22 protein-coding genes are annotated in these 19856 nt (G+C 44.3%); 11 read left to right on the top strand and 11 right to left on the bottom strand.

The genetic code is table 11. The annotated features are described in order from the left end of the window. Positions 1 to 132 precede the first annotated feature (132 nt). Both NLX82_RS23130 and NLX82_RS23125 read left to right on the top strand, forming a co-directional pair. Positions 133 to 720 (top strand): hypothetical protein, encoded by a 588-nt coding sequence (locus tag NLX82_RS23130; protein ID WP_028541942.1) that lies wholly within the window; start codon positions 133 to 135, stop codon positions 718 to 720. Positions 721 to 823: 103 nt separating this feature from the next. Beyond that, entirely contained in the window at positions 824 to 1228 is a 405-nt protein-coding gene (locus NLX82_RS23125) for a hypothetical protein (RefSeq protein ID WP_023986596.1), read from the top strand. Positions 1229 to 1326: 98 nt separating this feature from the next. Here NLX82_RS23125 and NLX82_RS23120 read toward each other — a convergent pair whose 3' ends face one another. Further along, complete coding sequence (locus NLX82_RS23120; protein ID WP_028541943.1) at positions 1327 to 2115, bottom strand: helix-turn-helix domain-containing protein; 789 nt, start codon at positions 2113 to 2115, stop codon at positions 1327 to 1329. A 179-nt stretch (positions 2116 to 2294) separates the two neighbouring features. On the opposite strand from NLX82_RS23120, the gene pyk reads away from it, so the two are divergent. Next, a complete protein-coding gene (pyk, locus tag NLX82_RS23115; protein ID WP_023986598.1) occupies positions 2295 to 3710 on the top strand; it encodes a pyruvate kinase in 1416 nt (471 codons plus the stop codon). A 127-nt stretch (positions 3711 to 3837) separates the two neighbouring features. Here the strand turns inward: pyk and NLX82_RS23110 are convergent, their stop codons facing one another. From NLX82_RS23110 to NLX82_RS23080, 7 genes are all read right to left on the bottom strand, one after another. Further along, positions 3838 to 4236, bottom strand: a complete 399-nt coding sequence (locus tag NLX82_RS23110) for a hypothetical protein (protein WP_023986599.1) — start codon at positions 4234 to 4236, stop codon at positions 3838 to 3840. Positions 4237 to 4491: 255 nt separating this feature from the next. Beyond that, entirely contained in the window at positions 4492 to 5613 is a 1122-nt protein-coding gene (locus tag NLX82_RS23105) for a GerAB/ArcD/ProY family transporter (protein WP_254349149.1), read from the bottom strand. Then, a complete protein-coding gene (locus tag NLX82_RS23100; RefSeq protein WP_068938339.1) occupies positions 5603 to 6754 on the bottom strand; it encodes a GerAB/ArcD/ProY family transporter in 1152 nt (383 codons plus the stop codon). Before NLX82_RS23100 ends, NLX82_RS23105 begins: the two co-directional genes overlap by 11 nt. 15 nt (positions 6755 to 6769) lie before the next feature. After that, positions 6770 to 7021, bottom strand: coding sequence for a hypothetical protein (locus tag NLX82_RS23095; protein ID WP_023986602.1), 252 nt, complete (start codon positions 7019 to 7021; stop codon positions 6770 to 6772). A 74-nt stretch (positions 7022 to 7095) separates the two neighbouring features. After that, complete coding sequence (locus tag NLX82_RS23090) at positions 7096 to 8301, bottom strand: Ger(x)C family spore germination protein (RefSeq protein WP_023986603.1); 1206 nt, start codon at positions 8299 to 8301, stop codon at positions 7096 to 7098. Positions 8302 to 8337: 36 nt separating this feature from the next. Continuing rightward, positions 8338 to 9933 (bottom strand): spore germination protein, encoded by a 1596-nt coding sequence (locus NLX82_RS23085; RefSeq protein WP_023986604.1) that lies wholly within the window; start codon positions 9931 to 9933, stop codon positions 8338 to 8340. Between the two features lie 153 nt (positions 9934 to 10086). After that, complete coding sequence (locus NLX82_RS23080) at positions 10087 to 10431, bottom strand: DUF805 domain-containing protein (RefSeq protein ID WP_023986605.1); 345 nt, start codon at positions 10429 to 10431, stop codon at positions 10087 to 10089. A 430-nt stretch (positions 10432 to 10861) separates the two neighbouring features. Here NLX82_RS23080 and abnB point away from each other — a divergent pair, with 430 nt between their 5' ends. The 3 genes from abnB to NLX82_RS23065 all read left to right on the top strand — a co-directional run bounded on the left by abnB (position 10862) and on the right by NLX82_RS23065 (position 14231). After that, positions 10862 to 13297 (top strand): arabinan endo-1,5-alpha-L-arabinosidase AbnB, encoded by a 2436-nt coding sequence (abnB, locus tag NLX82_RS23075; protein WP_254349120.1) that lies wholly within the window; start codon positions 10862 to 10864, stop codon positions 13295 to 13297. 386 nt (positions 13298 to 13683) lie between these two features. Further along, complete coding sequence (locus NLX82_RS23070; RefSeq protein WP_007428290.1) at positions 13684 to 13884, top strand: cold-shock protein; 201 nt, start codon at positions 13684 to 13686, stop codon at positions 13882 to 13884. Positions 13885 to 14015: 131 nt separating this feature from the next. After that, a complete protein-coding gene (locus NLX82_RS23065; protein ID WP_013308357.1) occupies positions 14016 to 14231 on the top strand; it encodes a cold-shock protein in 216 nt (71 codons plus the stop codon). A gap of 109 nt (positions 14232 to 14340) precedes the next feature. On the opposite strand, the gene NLX82_RS23060 is transcribed toward NLX82_RS23065, so the two are convergent. Further along, on the bottom strand, positions 14341 to 15159 hold the full coding sequence (locus tag NLX82_RS23060) for an alpha/beta fold hydrolase (protein ID WP_023986607.1): 819 nt from the start codon (positions 15157 to 15159) through the stop codon (positions 14341 to 14343). Positions 15160 to 15346: 187 nt separating this feature from the next. Here NLX82_RS23060 and NLX82_RS23055 point away from each other — a divergent pair, with 187 nt between their 5' ends. After that, the gene (locus tag NLX82_RS23055) at positions 15347 to 15679 is read left to right on the top strand and encodes a hypothetical protein (protein WP_013308359.1); all 333 of its coding nucleotides are present in this window, start codon (positions 15347 to 15349) and stop codon (positions 15677 to 15679) included. A gap of 51 nt (positions 15680 to 15730) precedes the next feature. On the opposite strand, the gene NLX82_RS23050 is transcribed toward NLX82_RS23055, so the two are convergent. Then, complete coding sequence (locus NLX82_RS23050; protein ID WP_023986608.1) at positions 15731 to 16276, bottom strand: GNAT family N-acetyltransferase; 546 nt, start codon at positions 16274 to 16276, stop codon at positions 15731 to 15733. A 190-nt stretch (positions 16277 to 16466) separates the two neighbouring features. Next, on the bottom strand, positions 16467 to 17039 hold the full coding sequence (locus NLX82_RS23045) for a hypothetical protein (RefSeq protein WP_023986609.1): 573 nt from the start codon (positions 17037 to 17039) through the stop codon (positions 16467 to 16469). Positions 17040 to 17251: 212 nt separating this feature from the next. On the opposite strand from NLX82_RS23045, the gene NLX82_RS23040 reads away from it, so the two are divergent. Genes NLX82_RS23040 through NLX82_RS23025 form a run of 4 tightly spaced genes read left to right on the top strand, consistent with a single transcriptional unit; the run spans position 17252 to position 19665 of the window. After that, entirely contained in the window at positions 17252 to 17665 is a 414-nt protein-coding gene (locus NLX82_RS23040) for a GntR family transcriptional regulator (protein WP_023986610.1), read from the top strand. After that, positions 17662 to 18375: an ABC transporter ATP-binding protein gene (locus tag NLX82_RS23035; protein WP_023986611.1), complete on the top strand. Its 714-nt coding sequence runs from the start codon at positions 17662 to 17664 to the stop codon at positions 18373 to 18375. Before NLX82_RS23040 ends, NLX82_RS23035 begins: the two co-directional genes overlap by 4 nt. Beyond that, positions 18372 to 19139 (top strand): ABC transporter permease subunit, encoded by a 768-nt coding sequence (locus NLX82_RS23030; RefSeq protein ID WP_023986612.1) that lies wholly within the window; start codon positions 18372 to 18374, stop codon positions 19137 to 19139. The genes NLX82_RS23035 and NLX82_RS23030 overlap by 4 nt, the downstream gene beginning before the upstream one ends. A gap of 40 nt (positions 19140 to 19179) precedes the next feature. Continuing rightward, positions 19180 to 19665 (top strand): CcdC protein domain-containing protein, encoded by a 486-nt coding sequence (locus tag NLX82_RS23025; RefSeq protein ID WP_023986613.1) that lies wholly within the window; start codon positions 19180 to 19182, stop codon positions 19663 to 19665. The last annotated feature ends 191 nt before the right edge of the window (positions 19666 to 19856 follow it).

The raw sequence follows: 19856 nt of genomic DNA, 5'->3' as shown, positions 1-19856 counted from the left end.
TGTCAGACTTCTGGAAGGAGACAAAATATTGTGCCAATTAGGTAAAAATTACAAATAGTATGCACACTATGGGTATTTTGTGTGTTATTATATAAATGTTGTTAAAATTTAGTATTTGGGAGGCAATTATTCGTGAAAAAATTTCTTGTAACTATGTTAGTTGTCATGCTGGTAGCCATCGGATTGACCCCAGCAAGCTCCTATGCAGATTCCTCTTCATCGGCTAAAGAATCTTCCCCACAGTCTTTTTTTCCAGCATATTCTTCAATTGCTAATTCGGATTCACTATTGAGCGGTTTGACGCCTGAAGAATATAATGAAGTTATCAAAAATGCGAAACCCATAGAATCAATTGCTGTTGAAAAAGAAAAGACTCAACTCGATCAAAAGATTTCTCCTATGTCATTGGGAGCATGGTCATTTAGTCACCATTCTCGAGACGATGGGGCTATTTACTCTAATAAGTTTTCGGTTAATAACGCAGCTATCCTGAATTTCCATGTAGTACAATGGGCAGATGGTAGTTCTTGGTCTAGCCCTGAAGTAGGTTACCTGCTCGTGAACAAAAATTATCTGGGAGAGGTTTTTGCCGTTTATGGAAGATATACAGATGAAAATAGGGATTTTCAAATTAAAGCTCCAGGTTTTGGACAATATCAGGTAATGGTACTTAACCTCAATGATTATACGATTTCAGGAAATGGATACGTTACGTTTTAATACTATTTTATTTAACGATTATTATGTTTTTTTATGAACTCGTTATAATACTAATATTTTTTAAAATACGTAATACATCTTTTGGGAAGGGAGGTGTGTGCGTGTGAACAAGCGACTAAGAACAAGTGTTGTTGTTTTAGGTCTAACTGTTCTTATCGGAGGGGTTATAACCGTCATTCAAAGCCAAACTTTTGCTAATGAAATTAAAACTGAGGTTAAAGTAACCGGCGATTCTAAAACCAGTGTAACCAAAACTGAGACTAAGGCAACCGATGATTCTAACTGGCTCTCACCAGAGAGAAAGAAAGAACTAACTCATCTAGCTCAATCTAAACAACCCCATGTCCTGTTAACTGAGCACGGAGATTTTTATCCCGTTAAGGTTCCAAACAAGTTTCAAAGCGATCAGGTTGCAAATTTGGATAATAAGGGGGAAGAAATAACTACTAAAACAAAGCAGGTCATTTTAAGAAATTTCACCTACGAAAAAAAAGAGGAAGAAAACTAATTTTCCCAGAGAACGCTCGAAAAAATGAGCGTTCTTTTTTCTAGCTTCAAATTTAAAATTGCTTCGTATCATCTTCCCATAATCCTATTTCTGTAGTTCTAAACGATTGAGGAACGTTCATCCAGAAATTCGGACGGCGAGCAGCCTGTCAACCGTTTGAAGATTCGATGAAAATAGGAAACATCACTATATCCCACATACTCCGAAATTTCACGAATCGTTAGCCGGGACTCGGTCAGCATGTAGATGGCGGTTTTAATACGTTGTGTATGTACATGCTCACTGATCGTTTGGCGTGTTACCTCACGCAGCAGCGTCGCGGCATAATTGGGGGTTTTACGGATGGCGTCGCCAAGCTCCTCCTTGGTTACCTTTTCCCGGTAATGGTTCTGGATATACTGTTTCATATGTTCTACATGTCGCTCTCGATCGCAAGAAATGGCGCCTTTGTCCCATTCCTGATTCATATATATCATGGCCTCGGTCAGCAGACAGTCAGCCATCATGGTGTAGTAGCTTGGGTGTTCAGTCCATTGATAGTACATCGACTTGATCCGTTCATGCAGCATATCGTAGCATCCAGGTTTGATCAACAACGGCTTGTCAGTATTCAGTATGGGAAGTGTGCTGTTCGTACATGTTTTGCGACAATGTATCACATACTTGGTATGAAAAAGCGTAGGAATGCTCTTGCCATAGTAATCCAGATGACCGGGTAAAAGCAGTGTTTCACCCTTACCGAGAATGAATTTGCAATCGTTCACCCAATATACACATTTGCCAAAGGTGACCAAAATGAACAGTAAGTCATCGTTGTCGCTATTTGCACTAGCCTTTTCATACCAGTCCACACCGTTGTCCTGCCGTATATCCACCAATGTAATCACGAAACTCACTCCCCGATGTCTTCAATATTCATTATACTGTAGTACATTCATCATACTATAGTTCATAGTCTTGGTGCACGGGTACAGGTAGAATAGAGCCATATAAGTTTAATGTAGATAGAGAAGCAAAGTGGAATAGAAAACCATACAGTAAAGACATTCAGGAGGATGACATTACTATGCTTAAAACGAAAATTATTTGTACTATGGGACCTGCCTGTGACTCCATTCATTTGTTAAAAGAAATGATTCAGGCTGGTATGACTGTAGCCCGCTTGAATATGGCTCACGGTGAACTGGAAGATCACGTTAAACGTATCGAAAATGTGCGGCAGGCTGCGAAGGAAATGAATACCTTTATACCTGTCATGATGGATATTAAAGGACCAGAAATACGGATTGGCAAGCTGAGAGAGGCATCTTGTCTGTTGAAACCAGGTAGCCAGCTCATTCTGACCACAGAAGAGATTCTAGGGGACGAGCATCGTATTTCAGTGAATTACCCGGATATGCCGAAGGACATCAAACCAGGCGACCGCATTCTCATTGACGACGGTTTGGTTGATCTGACTGTAACCTCCATCGAGGGTACGGAAATGATTTGTAATATTGTAAGCGGCGGTATTTTGAAGCCGAGAAAAGGTGTAAACCTGCCAGGGATTCATACAACCCTTCCAGGCGTGACGGAGCGAGATGTGAGGCACATCCAATTTGGGGTGGAGCAGCGCGTTGAGCTTATTGCGGCTTCTTTTGTGCGTAAAGGCGACGATATCCGTGAAATCCGTGAGATTTTGAAGGGACATCATGCTGAGCATGTACAAATTTATTCCAAAATCGAAAATGCTGAAGGCATGGAAAACCTGGATGATATTATCGAAGCTTCCGATGGCATTATGGTAGCCCGTGGCGATCTGGGCGTCGAAGTGCCGATTCAAGATGTGCCTGTGATGCAAAAAGAAATGATAGACAAGTGTAATCTGGTCGGCAAGCCCGTTATCGTAGCTACCCACATGCTGGAATCCATGCAGGTGAACCCACGTCCGACGAGAGCCGAAGTTAGTGACGTGTTTAATGCTGTTATGCAAGGAGCCGATGTTGTTATGCTGTCGGGCGAATCTGCTGCAGGTAAATATCCTGTCGAGTCTGTACGGACCATGGCCGCTGTAGCTGCCAGAGCAGAATCACAATTCGATTATCAGGAGCAGTTCGATAAGCGCAGAGCACGTCAAAGCACCAACATTACGGAAGTGATTAGTCAGGGAGCGGTGAGTTCGTCCCTGGAACTGGATGCGAAAGCGATTATTACGTCGACTGCCAGCGGATTCACGGCACGTATGGTATCCAAATATCGTCCGAAGGCACCTATTATTGCGGTTACTCCGAATAACACGGTATTCGCTAAAATTTGCCTGTTATCCGGTGTGTTCCCGATCAAAGGGGATAAAGTAGCTACAACGGATGAAATGTTCGAATCCTCCATCCGTAACGCGCTGAATGCAGGTTATATCCATAAAGGGGATACTGTAGTTCTGTCGGCAGGTGTTCCAGTCGCTGAGGCAGGTACTACGAACTTGATCCGAGTATATCAAGTGTAAGTTAAAACAAAATATAGACAAGCCAAAAGGCGCTCATCCCATCGGGGAGCGCCTTTTTGACATGAATTCGGAAGCATCTCTGAGGGGGCATGGACTACGGCGTAAAGCGGGCCAAGTGTGTCACTGCTTACAGCCCGAACACACTTTTAGCAACGACCTGTGTCAATTCTGCCTTATGGGCTTCGTATTGCTCAGGCGTAATGCTCTTATTGGCCAGTCGTTGATCCAACTGCTCCGTTAACTGAGCTACCTGTAAATCAACAACAGCCTGTGCGTCCTGTTTATTGGATTGTGCAATATCTGCCAAGGTTTGACCGTTATATAACGCATCATACAATTGCTCATCCGAGGATGCGCCCAGTGTTTTCAAAAGTTCATCATCCTTGGAAGCTTCATTATCCTGTACCTGAGGGGCTCTCTCTGGAGCCAGTGTAGCAGCATTAGCCCGACTTCCCCAAGTAGAAGACTGCCCAATAGATAACGCCAGCAACAGTGTACAGATGACCATAATTCGTTTTCGATTCATAAGTGTAAATCTCCTTTGTGTTTCATTCAATTTCTGCCAGGGTGGAGTCTTATATGGATATCCAACGGGAGTAATGTTTATGCCTTTAGCCGATCCGGCTTATGTAGTTACCAGATTCTAATATACATCATACACACCCAATCTTAGCGCCAGCTTAATACTCGTTTAAAATAAACTAAAAGAGGAGGATGTAAACAGGTAACAGCAAAAAAATTTTACCGATGCTCGTAGGAGGGCTCGTACGATGGATGTGATCTATCCTTCGGTCCCTATTTTTTTCTTTGACCAGATTTTTCGTATCCCATGCATACAGAGCAGCAGGAGAGGCAGAAAAAGGCCCATAGATAAGGAAAAAGGTGTCCATATTTTTGCATCCCAGGATTGCTGGTATGGGACATTTGGGTATATGATCACCGACATGACGATCAGGATCATTCCGATAGGGAAGATCAGCGGACGATCATCTTTTAGATTAAAGATTTGGCTAATGGCTATCATAATCGATTGCATATACAGAGCCAGCCTGAAAAAGAGCGAAATAAACCACATAGCGGCCATGATCGCTTCAATACGCTGAAGAAAATTTCCAATGTTTATTTTTTGGGCTAATGAATAGCTCGGATACATACTTCTTGCTGTTAATTCATGGCCGAAAACCAAAACGGCCAATACAATGACCACAACCAAAATCAACCCGCCAATCAGTCCCCCTGTTAAAAAAGCCCTGCGCGCTTGATCGGGCTGATCGACAAACGGAAAAATCATGAGAAAAACAATATGGGTCAGAAACGCAATACTAATAAAGGACAAGGCGGCAGACCAAACAGGTCCGCCTCCCTTCTCCAGCATCGGTTGGGCGTTCTCCAGTTTGATATTGGATACGACTAAAATGACAAAAGCTGTATACAGCAAAATGAACAAGGGAAACAATAGTTCAGCAGACCGGGCTACCGTTTCCAGTCCCAGGCGCACGCCCATCAATACAATGAGCGCAAAGAGGATGTTGACCGCTTGCATCGGCGTTTCCGGCATCATTTGAGTAGTCAAAAAATTCCCCGAATCATACAACACCGCAGCAGGACCCCCCAGAAAAAACATAACCATAAACAGCAGAGCAACAGACTTCCCCAACCACTTGCCCAAAAGGGTCTCCATGATTTCAATCAGGGTCATCTGTGGATACAGGATGGTAATCGTGTTGTACAGCCATATCAACAGCAGCCCGGAGCCCACTCCGACGAGTGCTGCGATCCATGCATCCTGTTTAGCAGTGGCGGCCATAACGGAAGGGATGACGAGGATTGCAGTGCCGATTGTAAATAATATCGTTAAGATCAACAATTGCCGTGTGGAGATTTTAACTTGCTTAGGCACCATCTTCACCTCTATCTTCACGTTTATCATCCGGCTTGTTATTCTTCTTTGTCCCCAACCTTTTCAGGGCATGTATACTGAGCAGCAGTAAGGGAAGAAACAACCCGATTGATAGTGAATAAGGAACCCACGTCTTTGTATCATAGATTTGTTGATATGGGACATTGGGATACACGATGACGGACATGATGACTAAAATCATCCCGAGAGGAAGCACCAGTTGCCGGTCGTTTTTCAAACGAAAGATTTGGGCTATTGCTGTCACAGTAGTGTGCATGTACAGCGTGATTCTGAAAAAGAGTGAAATAAACCACATGGTAGCCATAATTGCTTCGATACGCTGTAAAAAATTGCCGATGCTAATTTTTTTGGCTAACGCATAGCTAGGATAAATATTTCTTGCCGTTAAATCAGGACCTAATACAAAAACTGCCAGTGCAACCACCACGACCAACATTAATCCGCCAATTAGGCTGCCTATGAAAAAAGCTTTACGGGTTTGATCGGAACGATTTACAGAAGCCGGGAAGATCATGAGCAGAATAATATGAGGTATAAACACAGTGCTAACAAAGGACAGGGCAGCAGGCCAAATAGGTCCCAATCCCGCCTCTAATACAGGTTGAATGTTTTCTAATTTAATATTGGACACCACTAAACCTGTAAAAGAAATATAAAGAAGAGTAAATAACGGAAACATCAGTTCGGCAGAACGGACCAGCACTTCCAGGCCCAGCCGAACAGCCAACAATATAATAAGCGCAAAAAGGATATTTACCGCTAGAATTGGTGTTTCTGGTATCATTTGAGTAGTCATAAAATTCCCTAAATAAAATAAAACGGGAGCGGGAGCATTGATGAAAAGTGTGGTGAAAAACAGAAGACCGACGGCTTTGCCTAACCATTTTCCGAGCAGGGTTTCCATAATCCCAATCAGAGTCATCTCTGGATACAGAGCTGCAATCTTGCTGTACAAATACAAGACAAGGAGCCCGGCCCCGACCCCGACGAGCGCGGCAATCCACGCATCTTGTTTGGCTACCAACGCCATGCCTGAAGGAATGATGAGGATTGCACTCCCGATCGTAAATAGAGCCGTTAATATCATAATTTGGCGTGCTGAGATTTTGATCTGTGCGGGCACCTATTTCACCTCGTCTTATTTTATTAGACCGATATGGGTCAGGAAATCACTGAAAGGTCTATATACCGCTGTTATCCAATCCAGAGGAGTTGGAATAAGCCAGTTTAATGCCTTGGCGCAGCAAATTCCGACGGCAAAAAGGAGAAGGATGGAGAATAACCAAAGCTCTTTTTTTAACCCCTTTTTCCACATGTAGGGGACCTCGATCAAGCTGATTGCAGCAGCGGTTAGTAATATGCCCAGAACTTTCACCATATGAGATAGCATCTTGGGAAACACCTTCTTTTGTAGGGTAAGGTTCTATACAGGAGCCAGATCCCCCGCCGTATCTGACAAGGGATTTACTCCTTAATATCATTCAAAAATGAGCTGCCAATCGTGCCCAAGCGCCGAATCTTGAAATTGACCTTGATATTTACGGGTAATTCTGCAAAGTGCTCATAATCCCAATTTTTTTTAATGGATTTCCAGGTTCTCGGGTCAGCGCGGTGAATGGCTTCACCGAATCCGAAAATGTCAGCTTTGTATGATTTTTGAGCTTTTCTGACAGCCATTTTCATAATCTCTTCTATCTTTTCTTCCTCTTTCTTCTCAATGTCATAAATCGTCCCCACCTGGGTCAGATCCAGGTCATTACACTCGACTTCTCCCACGTTGGCCTCAACCTGCATTTTTATATTGACCTGGGGCTCCCCCCTATAAACGTTCCCTTTTATAGTTGTTTGGGTACGAATGATTTCCGAAACGACTTTGCCGCCTCTGGGGCAAGCTACAAAGCCGACAGAGCTCTGCACTTTGCCGCGGATGAAATTGTAGCCTCTACTTTCAGTTTCATTTAACCACCCGATTAATCGATCTTTTCTAAATACAGCAAGTCCGGAATACTGTAATCGGGCGGATGGGGCGATCTCTTGCACATTGCCGCTTGTTTCTCCCGTTTCTTTATTGCCAACGATTCGGAGTCCTGTCAAGACAGGCTGCATTCCTTCACTGGTGAGTGCTGATACCAATTCATCCAAAGTTACTGTCGTACTGGGTGACCAGTTTTTTTGTGATGTTTCCAGAGAGGAGAAAAGGTCGTTTGCGGGAATCGGATCTAAAGGTGTCATAATTTTTAACGTATCCTCCGCACTAGTGCCCTTGGACACTACAATATAAAAATCGGTTCGGAACTGATGATATCTGGAGAGTAAATCTAAAGATTTCGCCATTCCTTCGGTGGCCATCGATTCACCGATTACACATATACGCAGATGAGAAAAATACATTCTCCGGGGGCTAATCGTTGTTATTTTTCGGATCGCTTCAAATATGGTATCCGCTTCTTCTGTATACAAGGTGGCTGGAGCACCACCGCCTGCTCCTTTTTTGGCCGATGCTTTTCCAGGGTCCACCACTTGGAGAGAGACCCGGAATTGATCTCCTTGTTTATCAATCCCCATACCAACGGCGATGGCAAGTTCATTCAACTCCCTGCGATTCCAACAGCCCGTCAGAAGTAAAACGAGTGCAAGAATCAGGCACAGAATCGCTATCTTCCGCTTCATGATTATCCACTCCTTTCCGACTGTTTCTCTTTTCTTTTATTCCCTTGATTTGCGAGGTGGAGCGCTGTTTCGACGTTTGACATTCTTCTGATCGACTAACCGTGGACGTGAAGTCATCATCCAGTGAGGAAACCGAAATATGGTGTCTTTGGTGTCCGTCGGTATTAGAGGTGCAAAAGGAGTCATATAGGGAACACCGAACGAACGAAGGCTGCACATATGCAGGACCAGGGCAATGCCTCCAACGATAATCCCGAACAGCCCAAAGGAAGCGGCAAGTCCCATCAAGGGGAACCGCAGCATACGAAAAGCGATGGACATATTATAGGCAGGGAGAACAAAGCTTGAAATCGCCGTAATCGATACGACAATAACCATTGCTGCAGATATGATGCCCGCCTCGACGGCAGCTTGCCCGATGACGAGTGTGCCTACGATAGAGACGGCTGCCCCGATGTACTTCGGCATACGAACTCCAGCTTCCCGCAATATTTCAAAAGTTAATTCCATCATGAGTGCTTCGATAAAGGCGGGGAAGGGAACGGCCTCCCGCTGTGCTGCCAGACCGATCAGCAGTGAGGTCGGCAGCATTTCCTGATGAAACGTAGTGATGGCAATATATAGGGACGGACCTAACAGGGAGATAAAAACTCCGGTGTAACGAAGAACCCGGATGAAGCTGCTGATGTCCGCACGCTGATAATAATCCTCCGCCGCATGCAGGAAGGAAACAAACAGCGCAGGTACGACAAGCACAAACGGGGTCCCATCCACCAGGATCGCGATTTTTCCTTCCAACAGCTCGGCGGCGATGACGTCTGGACGTTCGGAGTTATATACTGTTGGAAAAGGGGTGAAAGTTTCGTCCTGGATTAACTCCTCGATATAACCGCTTTCGAGAATGCCGTCTACATCAATGCGATTCAATCGCTCATGCACTTCCTCGACCAATTTAGGGTTCACGATCCCTTTGATATACATGACAGCGACTTCGGTCTGGGTTACACGACCGATTTGTTTGGTTTCCAGCCACAAATTCGGATCTTTAATCTTACGCCGAATCAATGCCGTATTCGTGCGCAGTGTCTCAGAAAATCCTTCCCGCGGCCCACGGACGACATTTTCCGAGGCAGGCTCGGTGACACCGCGATCCTTCCATCCACGTGCGCTGGCTACTATTCCCTGTGTCTCACCGTCAATCAAAATGACAGCATCCCCGGACAACAGCGCGTTATATAAGGTTTCAAAGTCGATAATCTCCCGGATGCTTCCAATGGTTAGGGCATAATCTTTCAATACTTGCATGACACTAGAGGAGTTCTGGAGCCTGCACTCTACGTCTCTGGACAAGCTACTATCCAGCATCATCGATTCCATAATGAAGTCGGAGACTATATTTTTGTCCGCCAAACCGTCCGTATAGAGAATTGCAATGAGCTGGTCACCATCTTTGCCGATACGAACTTCTCTTATGATGATGTCAGTGCTGTTACCGAGTGCTTGTCTGATTTGCTGAAGATTGCTTCCGATATTCGCACTGAGCTGCTCTCCTGAATGCTCAGACTTACTTTCGCTGTGCTGGACTGGCGGCTTTTTAACTTTGTTAGGGGGGATTCTTTTCCGAAAACGCATGAACGTTCTCCCTCTCTTTGAGGATACTTTTTAATCCAGTATGGACGCAGGGGTCTCCAGATAAACTTACTGCTGAAATTTCGATGGGGGAGAGGCGGATATGAAAAAAAACCTCTTTCACTTTTGTGAAAGAGGTTTTAACATCTACAACCATTACAATTTAGGGTTTTTCCCATACTTATTGTCGCCAGGCTGACTGTCTTGGCATGTGAATACAATCAAAATAATTGACCCTACCAGAGGAATCAGAGCGATTAGAATCCACCATCCGCTTCTGCCTGTATCATGCAGTCTACGGGCCAGGACGGCCAAGGATGGCAGCAGGACAGCCAAAGAATAAATGTAAGTCAATATCGGTGATAAGCCAACAAGACTATCGATCAGACTGATTACAAAGCTAACGATTACACTAAATAGGATAAACATCCAATACTCTGTACGTCTTGCTCTACCTTGGAATCCTACATAGTTTTTTAATGCATTTAAATACCATTGCATATATTTTTCACCTCCTTATAAAATCTAAACGGTTCTTTACAGTATCCGTAAAATTGTCCTTTTAGGTATATCGGCAGGAAACATATAAAATTTTACTTGTAAAATTATAACTTTAAACTAGAAATTTACGCAATACATTTATTAATGTTAATAATTCGATGAATAATTTATAAAAATATAAAATTACATATTGAATTTTCCATATCCATTGAATAATATAGAGGTACGGTTAACCGCTAGGTTTGAAACGTCCTTCTTAACAGAAGGTGCTTTTATTTTCAAATCAAGTGAAAGCGCTTTAATGATGAAAAAGGAGGGATGAGCAACATTAAATTCGAGGCTGAAGAAGTTAATACAAACATAATCCTGACCGCTTTCTCAATATTTTTTTATGTTATCAGGGATGTTCAAAACGAGAGGAGATTGATTTATGAAGCAATCATTTGTTCGTAAAGTAACAGCAGCTTCACTGGCAGGTGCGCTGTTGTTGCCTGCTTCTTTGGTAGGCGCCGAGCAAACACTCAATTCAGATACAGATGGAATTCAAAATGTGGGGCAAACTTCCCTTCAAGCTCAAGACCTAGAAAACTTTTCAATTCAAAGTAAAAAGGCTGTCTCTTTCAAGGAGACTTCCGTACATGATCCATCCATTCTGAAAGTGAAAGACACATTTTACATTTTCGGCTCACATCTAGCGGCTGCCAAGTCCAAAGACCTCATGAATTGGGATACGATTGCTACAGGAGTGGCGAATGGTAATGCATTGATTCCCAACGTCAAAGAAGAATTAAAGGAAGCACTGGATTGGGCACAGACAGACACCCTGTGGGCAGCTGATGTCATTCAACTGGCAGATGGCAAGTTCTATATGTATTATAACGCTTGCAAGGGTGACTCACCGCGTTCAGCAATGGGCCTAGCAGTTGCTGATAAAATTGAAGGGCCTTATAAGAATAAAGGCATTTTTCTAAAATCCGGCATGTGGGACCAACCGAGTGAGGATGGGACGATCTATGACGCAACCAAGCATCCAAATGCCGTAGACCCGGACACCTTTTATGATAAGAACGGCAAACTGTGGATGGTATATGGCTCCTACTCAGGAGGCATCTTCATTATGCAGATGGATGAAAAAACAGGGAGGCCGCTCCCTGGTCAAGGCTACGGTAAAAAGCTGACAGGCGGTAATCATGCTCGTATGGAAGGGCCGTACATACAATACAGTCCGCAAACGGACTACTATTACTTGTTCCTGTCCTATGGTGGATTGTCAGCGGATGGCGGATACAACTTGCGGGTGGCTCGGTCCAAAACACCGGATGGTCCTTTCTACGATGCTGAAGGCAATGATATGATCAAGGTCAAGGCGAATCCTGATAAACCACTTTTTGATGACGCTTCCATTGAACCATACGGTGTCAAACTGATAGGTAATTACCTGATTCCAAGAGAAATTGGTGATCCGGGTACTGGACTGGGTGCAGGTTATGTGTCACCCGGACACAACTCGGCTTATTATGATCCCAAGACGAAAAAGCATTTTGTCATTTTCCATTCCCGTTTCCCGGGGAGAGGCGAACAGTTTGAAGTGCGGGTACATGAAATGTTCATGAACGCTGACGGTTGGCCTGTGGTTGCTCCTTATCGTTATTCGGGAGATGAAGATTCACTGAAAAAGCTGTCAGAAAAGGATGTCCTCGGTCAATATTCGTATGTAAATCACGGGAAGGAAATTTCGGCAAATATTAAGCAAGCCGTTAACGTCAGTCTGGATAGTGGCGGCAAGCTGTCTGGTGGAGTGAACGGTACATGGAAGTTGGGGGCAGGCAATCAGCTGGAAATTACAGCAGAGGGCACGATGTACAAAGGTGTATTCCTGCGGCACCGTGATCCAGACACAGGTGCCAAGACGCTTGCTTTTACCGCGTTGTCCTCCAAGGGTGTTGCGGTATGGGGTTCGCTAAAGCCTGACCTGAAGGCCAGCAAAATTGTAGCTGCTGTGCAGAAGGATCTGAGCCTGGGCGATACGAGCAATGTTCTTTATAATCTGACGCTACCTACTCAAGCAGCACAAGATACCACTATTTCATGGGAATCCACCCACCCGGAGAATATTTCTGTGACAGGTGAAGTATACCGTCCAGAAGCCGGTTCTCAGCCAGTAACAGTTACATTGACAGCGACCATCAAAAAGGACAAAGCCACAGCCAAGAAAAACTTTACAGCCATTGTTCCCGGGCAGGCCCAAGGTCCTCAGCTCGCACGCTATTCGTGGAGTGAAGATCAAGGAACTTCGGTTGTCGACAGCACATACAATCAATTCAATGGTAAGACTTATGGTGGTGCTGCATGGGATAAAGACGGGAAGCTTGGCGGTGCGCTTGTCCTAAACGGTAAGGATGGTTACGTGCAACTACCAAATACAGTAACAGATGCGAAGGATTTTACCTTTTCCGCTTGGGTGAACTGGAAGGGCGGTGCAGCTTGGCAACGGATTTTTGACTTCGGCAACGGCCAAGCCCGGCATATGTTTCTTACCCCTTCCCAAGGAAACGGTGTGCTCCAGTTTACAATCCATGAGGGTACGGATCAAAGCTTGCTTTCCAAATCATCATTACCTCTAAACCAGTGGACGCATGTAGCGGTTACACTGAAAGGGAATACAGGAAAGCTGTATGTAAATGGTGAGGAAGTAGCCGTTAATGACAGCATTACCTTTAATCCCAATGAGTTGCTGACGAGCGAGGCTTATCTCGGCAAAAGCCGCTTTGCCGCCGATGCTTACTTCAATGGCAGCCTGGATGAAGTTCAAATGTATAACAAAGCGCTGACAGCAGAGGAAATTAAAGCACTGGCAGAATTGTAATTCAAAATGAGCAAATAAACGCAGGAGATGAGCTTTTAGTAAGAAGTTCGTCTCCTGCACAATGTTTTGTATATTTATTTCTTGATTGCTGGTATAATAGGAAGCAACTGCGGATATAATGTTTTAAGTAGGCGTTAATGACTCACTCCCGCCGAATGAACACAGCTTTGAAGCAGCAATAGAAGACATAAGCACTCTGCATAAATTAAATTCACCAGTGCTTGCGTTTTCAATACACTTATGGTAATATGAGTATATTGAAATTGTGACCTGAGATTCACATATTGTAGAGGGTTATTGTTTTAGGTTGAAATAACCTTGTGCAATATGTGAATTTTTATTTGTCAAAAATAAAGGTCATATAAATACATTTTGGAGGTAATTCCATGCAAACAGGTACAGTTAAATGGTTTAACGCAGAAAAAGGTTTCGGTTTCATCGAGGTTGAAGGTGGAAGCGACGTATTCGTACATTTCTCCGCAATCCAAGGCGAAGGTTTCAAATCTTTGGACGAAGGCCAACGCGTAGAATTCAACGTAGTTGAAGGAAACCGTGGACCACAAGCTGAGAACGTTGTAAAACTGTAATTTAAAATTACAGCCTACTTCAGATGCCCCGAACATAGCGTTTGGGGCATTTGTTTTTATCTGTTCACAAGACCGTTTTTGAACTGATTACATCTTATCGCTTTATAAATCATGAAGAAAGAGGGATGTTTATGTACAATTCACGGAAAAAGCCAATGGATGAGATTCCTGAGGAAATTACAACTGTCTGGAATTGCGCCAGCGATACATGTAACGGCTGGATGCGGGATAACTTCGCTTTTTCTGTCGAGCCGACATGCCCCATTTGCGGTTCTGCCATGGTGAAGGGCGAGAAAAAGCTGGCTGTTTTAAATAATACGAGCTTTAATCATACCAAACAATCCTAAACGGATAAATGTTTGTAGTGAAAGATGCCCCATAGCCATTAACGGCGCTGAGGCGTCTTTTTTGTTTTTTATAAATATGAATTATACATAAGAATGAACAGGTTTTCAATTATGGTGTGGAGGATGGGGCTAGTATGCTCAGTAAGATAGAATTAAATTCGGGTAGCGCTTCGTAAAATACACCGTGCCCGCTTCGTTCGAAAGGAATAAGCTTTGATCCGGCAATTCCTTTTTGAGTTTGGACAGCCAGGGGGAAAGGACAGACCCGATCCAGCTTGCCGTGTAGAATCCAAGTAGGCACGTGTATACATGGTAGGTCAGCGCGCAAATCAGAGTCACGCAGTGAATACAAAGTACAAGCCATGCTATGAACTGTAGCCGCGAAACCCTGATCACGTAACCAATCGCGTAAGCTCTGGCTAACGGGATTGGCAAACAACATCTCGCCAAAAGAAGTTACCAGTTGTGGACGATCTGTATAGGCTTGTTTGATGAGTTTATCTACCTCTGTGACAGGAGTACCGTAAGGGAAGTCGCTGGTTGGGGTGAATCGGGGCGTAGCTGCTCCGATCAAGATCAACTGATTGACGCCAAATCCCCGGTGCCTGCTCATGTAGCGTGTGACCACAGCTCCCCCCATCGAAAAACCGATCAGCCGTACCTGGTTTAACTGAAGCGCCTGCATAACAGCCAGCAGATCGTCCGCCAATCGATCATAATTGTATCCATGCCATGGTCGATCAGACTTGCCGAACCCCCTAAGATCAACCTGAATACAGCGATACCCGTAAGCAGGCAACAAGGCGGCCTGATATTCGTACATTCGGTGATCCAGCGGCCAGCCGTGAACCATCAGAACAGGGATGCCTTCTCCAATATCCTCGACATACAGCTTCACGCCGCGTTCCACCTCAATATAATATCCCATCGTGTTCACCCCTTTAGAAATCACGAAATTTCATTCTCTCTCACATATATGTAGCCAGGGCTTAGCTCATTCGAAAAAGGGATGAGACTGTCACGATATAAGCATATATTATGTTAAAAAATGTATGTCATCCTAGATAGGGATGGGATATAATTATGGAATGAAACAGCATCGGGAGAGTGGAACAATGACACCATCAAAAACATTAAAATGGATTACAGGCGGATTGGAGCTGTTTTTAGCTATTCCCGTTTTGGGCGGGCTGCTCGTCGTAAATTCCGCGTATACTATATTGTTCTTTATGCTGATTTTCCACATTGTTACGTTGGTGCTATCGGTGACGAATAGAGAGTCTTATTATGGATCTATTTTAGGGATCGTGACCTCGGTTATTGGATGGATTCCGATTGTGGGCTGGTTGATGCATTTGATCTCAGGCATATTTTTGATGATTACCGCAGCCCAGCAGCCGCGTGATCAGTATCGTAATCGCAATCCTTATGATGATTATCGCTACTAGGGGATGTGTGGCGATACAAAGATGAAAGATCCTGTTGAACAGGGTCTTTTTTTATTTATGAAATCTCCCCATGATTATGGTGTTGTAGTATTTGCCATCTGAAAGAACCTTATCGTTTTTTAATAACCCTTCGATCTCAAATCCATGTTTTTTATAGAGCTCAATGGCTTTATCATTCGTTTCCAAAACTTGTAGAGTTATTTTCTTGATGCCATTGGAGTCAGCCCAAGAAATAGATTTTTTTAAAAGATACGTCCCGATCCCATAACCCCAAAAATCCTTTAGTACGCATACGCCAAATTCAACTTTATGAGAGAATCTGCTCAGAACATGGCCCTCACATCTTGAAAAGCCGACGATTTTATCATGAACTACCGCAACTAAAAATAGGTTTCTGTTATTCTCTGTATCTGATTCAATGAGCTGTTCAAAACCGGATGTACTTATAAACGCTTCTCCCTTCTCTCTGTCTAAATTTTCAGTCTCTCCATCAATCAGCAAACGGATTTCAGACAAATTCTTCGCATCTTGAATCATGGCAGATCTGATCGTATAGCTCATTCCTCGTATATCAAATTCCTGTTTATTTATTTTCATTACATTCTCCTTATTATGAATTTTAGTGAAAAATGACCTCTGGATCATGTTAGTCTACCACATATTATCTTGTTTACATGACAAATAAGCCTGTCTCCTTATGTTGTATCGCAGCAGGGGACAGGCTTATTGATTTCTCTATCCGTACAGGGAAGCCGGATAGAGATTTATTATACATGGGTGGCTTTAGCTATTTCTGCTTAGCAGAGGCTTTAGCTGCATTGGTTTTAGCAGGAGCCTTGGCTGCATCTCCTTGGGCAGGAGCTTTACCTGCATCCGCTTTACCGCCATCTACTGGTGGTTTGGAGGGTTTTACGCCATTCACCATATCTGTCATCATTTTTTTTAGATTAGAGACACGTTGGTTATATTCAGTTGCTGTAATCTTGCCGTTTTGTTTTTCCGTAGCCAGTTTCGCTTTCATATCTGAAACCATCACATCAATAACGGAATTTACGCTCACGCCTTGTGCTTTGGCGATCGTAGCAAGGGATTTACCTGCTTTCAACTGTGTATCCAACTGACTGGAGGACAATTTCAATAATTTCAGGAGAGCTTTGTTCTCAGCATAGTTTCCTCCTGCCATTTTAGGGCCGTTAGCATCTCCGGGGTTACCCTTAGGTGCTTGTGCTTTGTCTGCAATGGGAGCCTTCTCAGGTGTAGTTGAAGCAGCATGGGCTGCGCTTGTGGAGTATAGTGCACCGCCTCCTAAAAATGCCAAGGCCATCGTTCCAGCCAAAATTGCTTTCTTGGTGCTCTTCATCTTCATTTTCCACCTTTCGGTTATGGTTTGTTTGGTACGTGATACATCATAAGGCATCAACTTGAATGCTATCTGAGTGCAAGCTGAGCATTTACTGAATGAAATTTGGAAGCATGACTAACATTTTAGTAAGATGGTACTTGTATTACGTGTATTAAGTGATATAATACACTACAGGCACGATAGATGCAGCCGATTAGGGGGAAACACCCATGGAAGAACAACGGGTTGGCTCGTTCCGGTTTTTAATTGACTTCAGTCAGCCATTATATGAGCAAATATTAAATCAAGTACGAAGCTCCATTGCTAAAGGGGAGATCGAAATGGGAAGCAAAATGCCATCTGTTCGTGATCTGGCGCAGGAACTACGCATGAATCCGAATACTGTGATGCGGGCGTATCAGGAGCTGGAGCGGGACGGATTGACTGAGAAGCGGCGCGGGTTAGGCACTTATGTTACTTCGTCCAGTGAACGGATTGCCAGCTTTAGGGAACAATTGGCTATAACGTATATAGATCAGTTTCTCGGACAGATGAGCAGCCTGGGGTTATCGTGGGAAGATGTACAGCAGTATATACGAAGCAAACAGGACGGAAATGACGAGGGAGGAGGCGAAGGGGCATGACGGAATCTATTGTGGTTGCGAGTCATCTGACGAAGCAATATGAAAGTAAAAAAGCGCTGGACCACTTGGATGTCGTCATTCCGGCGGGACGCATTGTAGGGGTGCTTGGACCCAATGGCTGTGGGAAGTCCAGCTTTTTTCGAGCAATCACCGGATTAATTCGGCCAGATGGGGGCGAGCTTCAGGTGTTGGGGCAAAAGCCGGGTTGGGAAACCAATCGTGGTATATCCTACCTGCCTGACCGGGCTCGCTGGTACCCCAATCATACGGTGCAGCAGACACTGGAGTGGGGGGAATCCTTTTTGCCTGGCTTCAATATAAAAGATGCTTATAAACTTGCTGATCATATGGACGTGGAGTTGGAGTTGAAAATGGCCGGGTTGAGTCGCGGACAGGAGGCACGTGTGCTACTGATTTTATGTCTGGCGCGTGAGGTTCCGCTCATGATCCTGGATGAACCGTTTGCGGGCATTGATGTCCTCTCCAGAGAGGCGATTGTGGCTGGGATTATTGATTATTTGGAGGGTCGCCAGCAGTCTATACTCATTAGCACGCATGATATTCAGGAAGTGGAAGGCTTGTTTGACTACACGGTCATGATGGACCGCGGACGGGTTATATGGTCTGGTGATTCGGACGATCTGCGTGCAGAGCATGGCTCGCTGAATCAGGTGTTCCGCAATTTGTACAAAAAGGAGTGGAAGGCGTGAATTCATCAGGGCTGTTCAAAGATTTGATACGCCATGAATTTCGAAATAAAGGAAGCTGGAGAAAGCAGAGCCGCAATCGACTACCGAGATCGTGGAGACTTGTGTATTTCTCATTATTTCTAATTGCGGCGTTCGTTATTTCCTTGTATTTCGCGCTTCATAACCAACTCGAATTGACAAGGCTGTGGTATGTCACCCTGGGTTTGCCGTACATGATCATTTTCATGGGTGTGGGAAGTCTGAGAAGAGAATGGGAGAATGACACCTACGGATGGTGGCTGACTCTGCCCTATCCGCGTATGTGGCTGATTAGCGCCAAATGGATTGCTGCTATTTTACAAGCCGTGGTCGTGACCTTGTCCCTGTTTGTGGTAGGTTCTCTGTACGCGCTGTTCATCTCATCCACCATCCAGCCTTATACGTTTGCGGATGCAGCGTCCTTTATTATAGCTGGATTGAACTGGTTTGTGATGATTATCGCCTTCACACCGTTGGTTATTGCGCTGGGTCTGCTGACGGCCAGTACCAAATACAGCACCTTGCGGCCGATTAGCCCGATACTCTGGATTCTTTTGATGGGTGGCGGGAGTGTCTTTTATTGGTCAGGCGATCAGGGGCTTTATGAGCAGTTTGACCATGTTCAAACAGGACAATGGTTTTCTTTTACCTGGCATTTCCCGATTGCGGTGTTGATCAGTTGGGTTGCTGCATATGTATTAATCCGCTTGAGCGCTTATCTACTGGAGAAAAAACTGTCGATTTAGGCTAGCGTATCTATAGGATCTATGAGGAAGGAGTTTCACCATGACGACGATATTTATATATGCATTGTTGGCTGTTTTGGTGGGGCTGATGATCTGGTTGAGAACCAAAAGACGAGGGGGGCCGGTAAAAGGAAACGGAATCCGGATTCTGCTCCCCTTGTTTATCGCATTCCCGCTTATGATGATGTCTGTGTACCAATTAATGCATATTCCCGGTCAAACGTATGCGCCCCCCGCCTTTTGGGAACTGCTGGTTGCCGGGCTATTAGGGGCTCTGTTTGGCTATGTTATTTTGCTGCATACGGCGTATGAAAGACGGGATGACGGTCGTATTTATCCCAAGCCGAACCAATATTTTAAATATATTATTATCGCTATTATCTTGATTCGCGTTGTTTTGACCCAGTACCTCAGTAGTCTGGGTACGACTGAAATTAGCATGCTGGCAATTACGATGGCGCTGGTGTATATCTCAATCTGGCGAATTGGAAGCTTTATCAAGTTTCGGAGAACGTTATCCGTATAACAATAGCAATGGGGTTAACAGCGGCTTACTATTCAAAAAGCGTTTATTCGCTTGATGATAGGAGCCGCTTTTTTTGAGTTTCGGCATTAGCAAATTATCATACATTGTTATTGCTCCCCATATCCTTTATTCTAAGGCTTGTGGCTTGCATTGTAGCAGTACAATTATAAATTTTTGAAAGGAGGGTTATT

The organism is Paenibacillus sp. A3M_27_13 (assembly GCF_024213315.1).
GTDB lineage: Bacteria > Bacillota > Bacilli > Paenibacillales > Paenibacillaceae > Paenibacillus > Paenibacillus polymyxa_B.
Note: the sequence above shows the minus strand (reverse complement) of the source record. Positions and strands in the feature narration are given on the sequence as shown.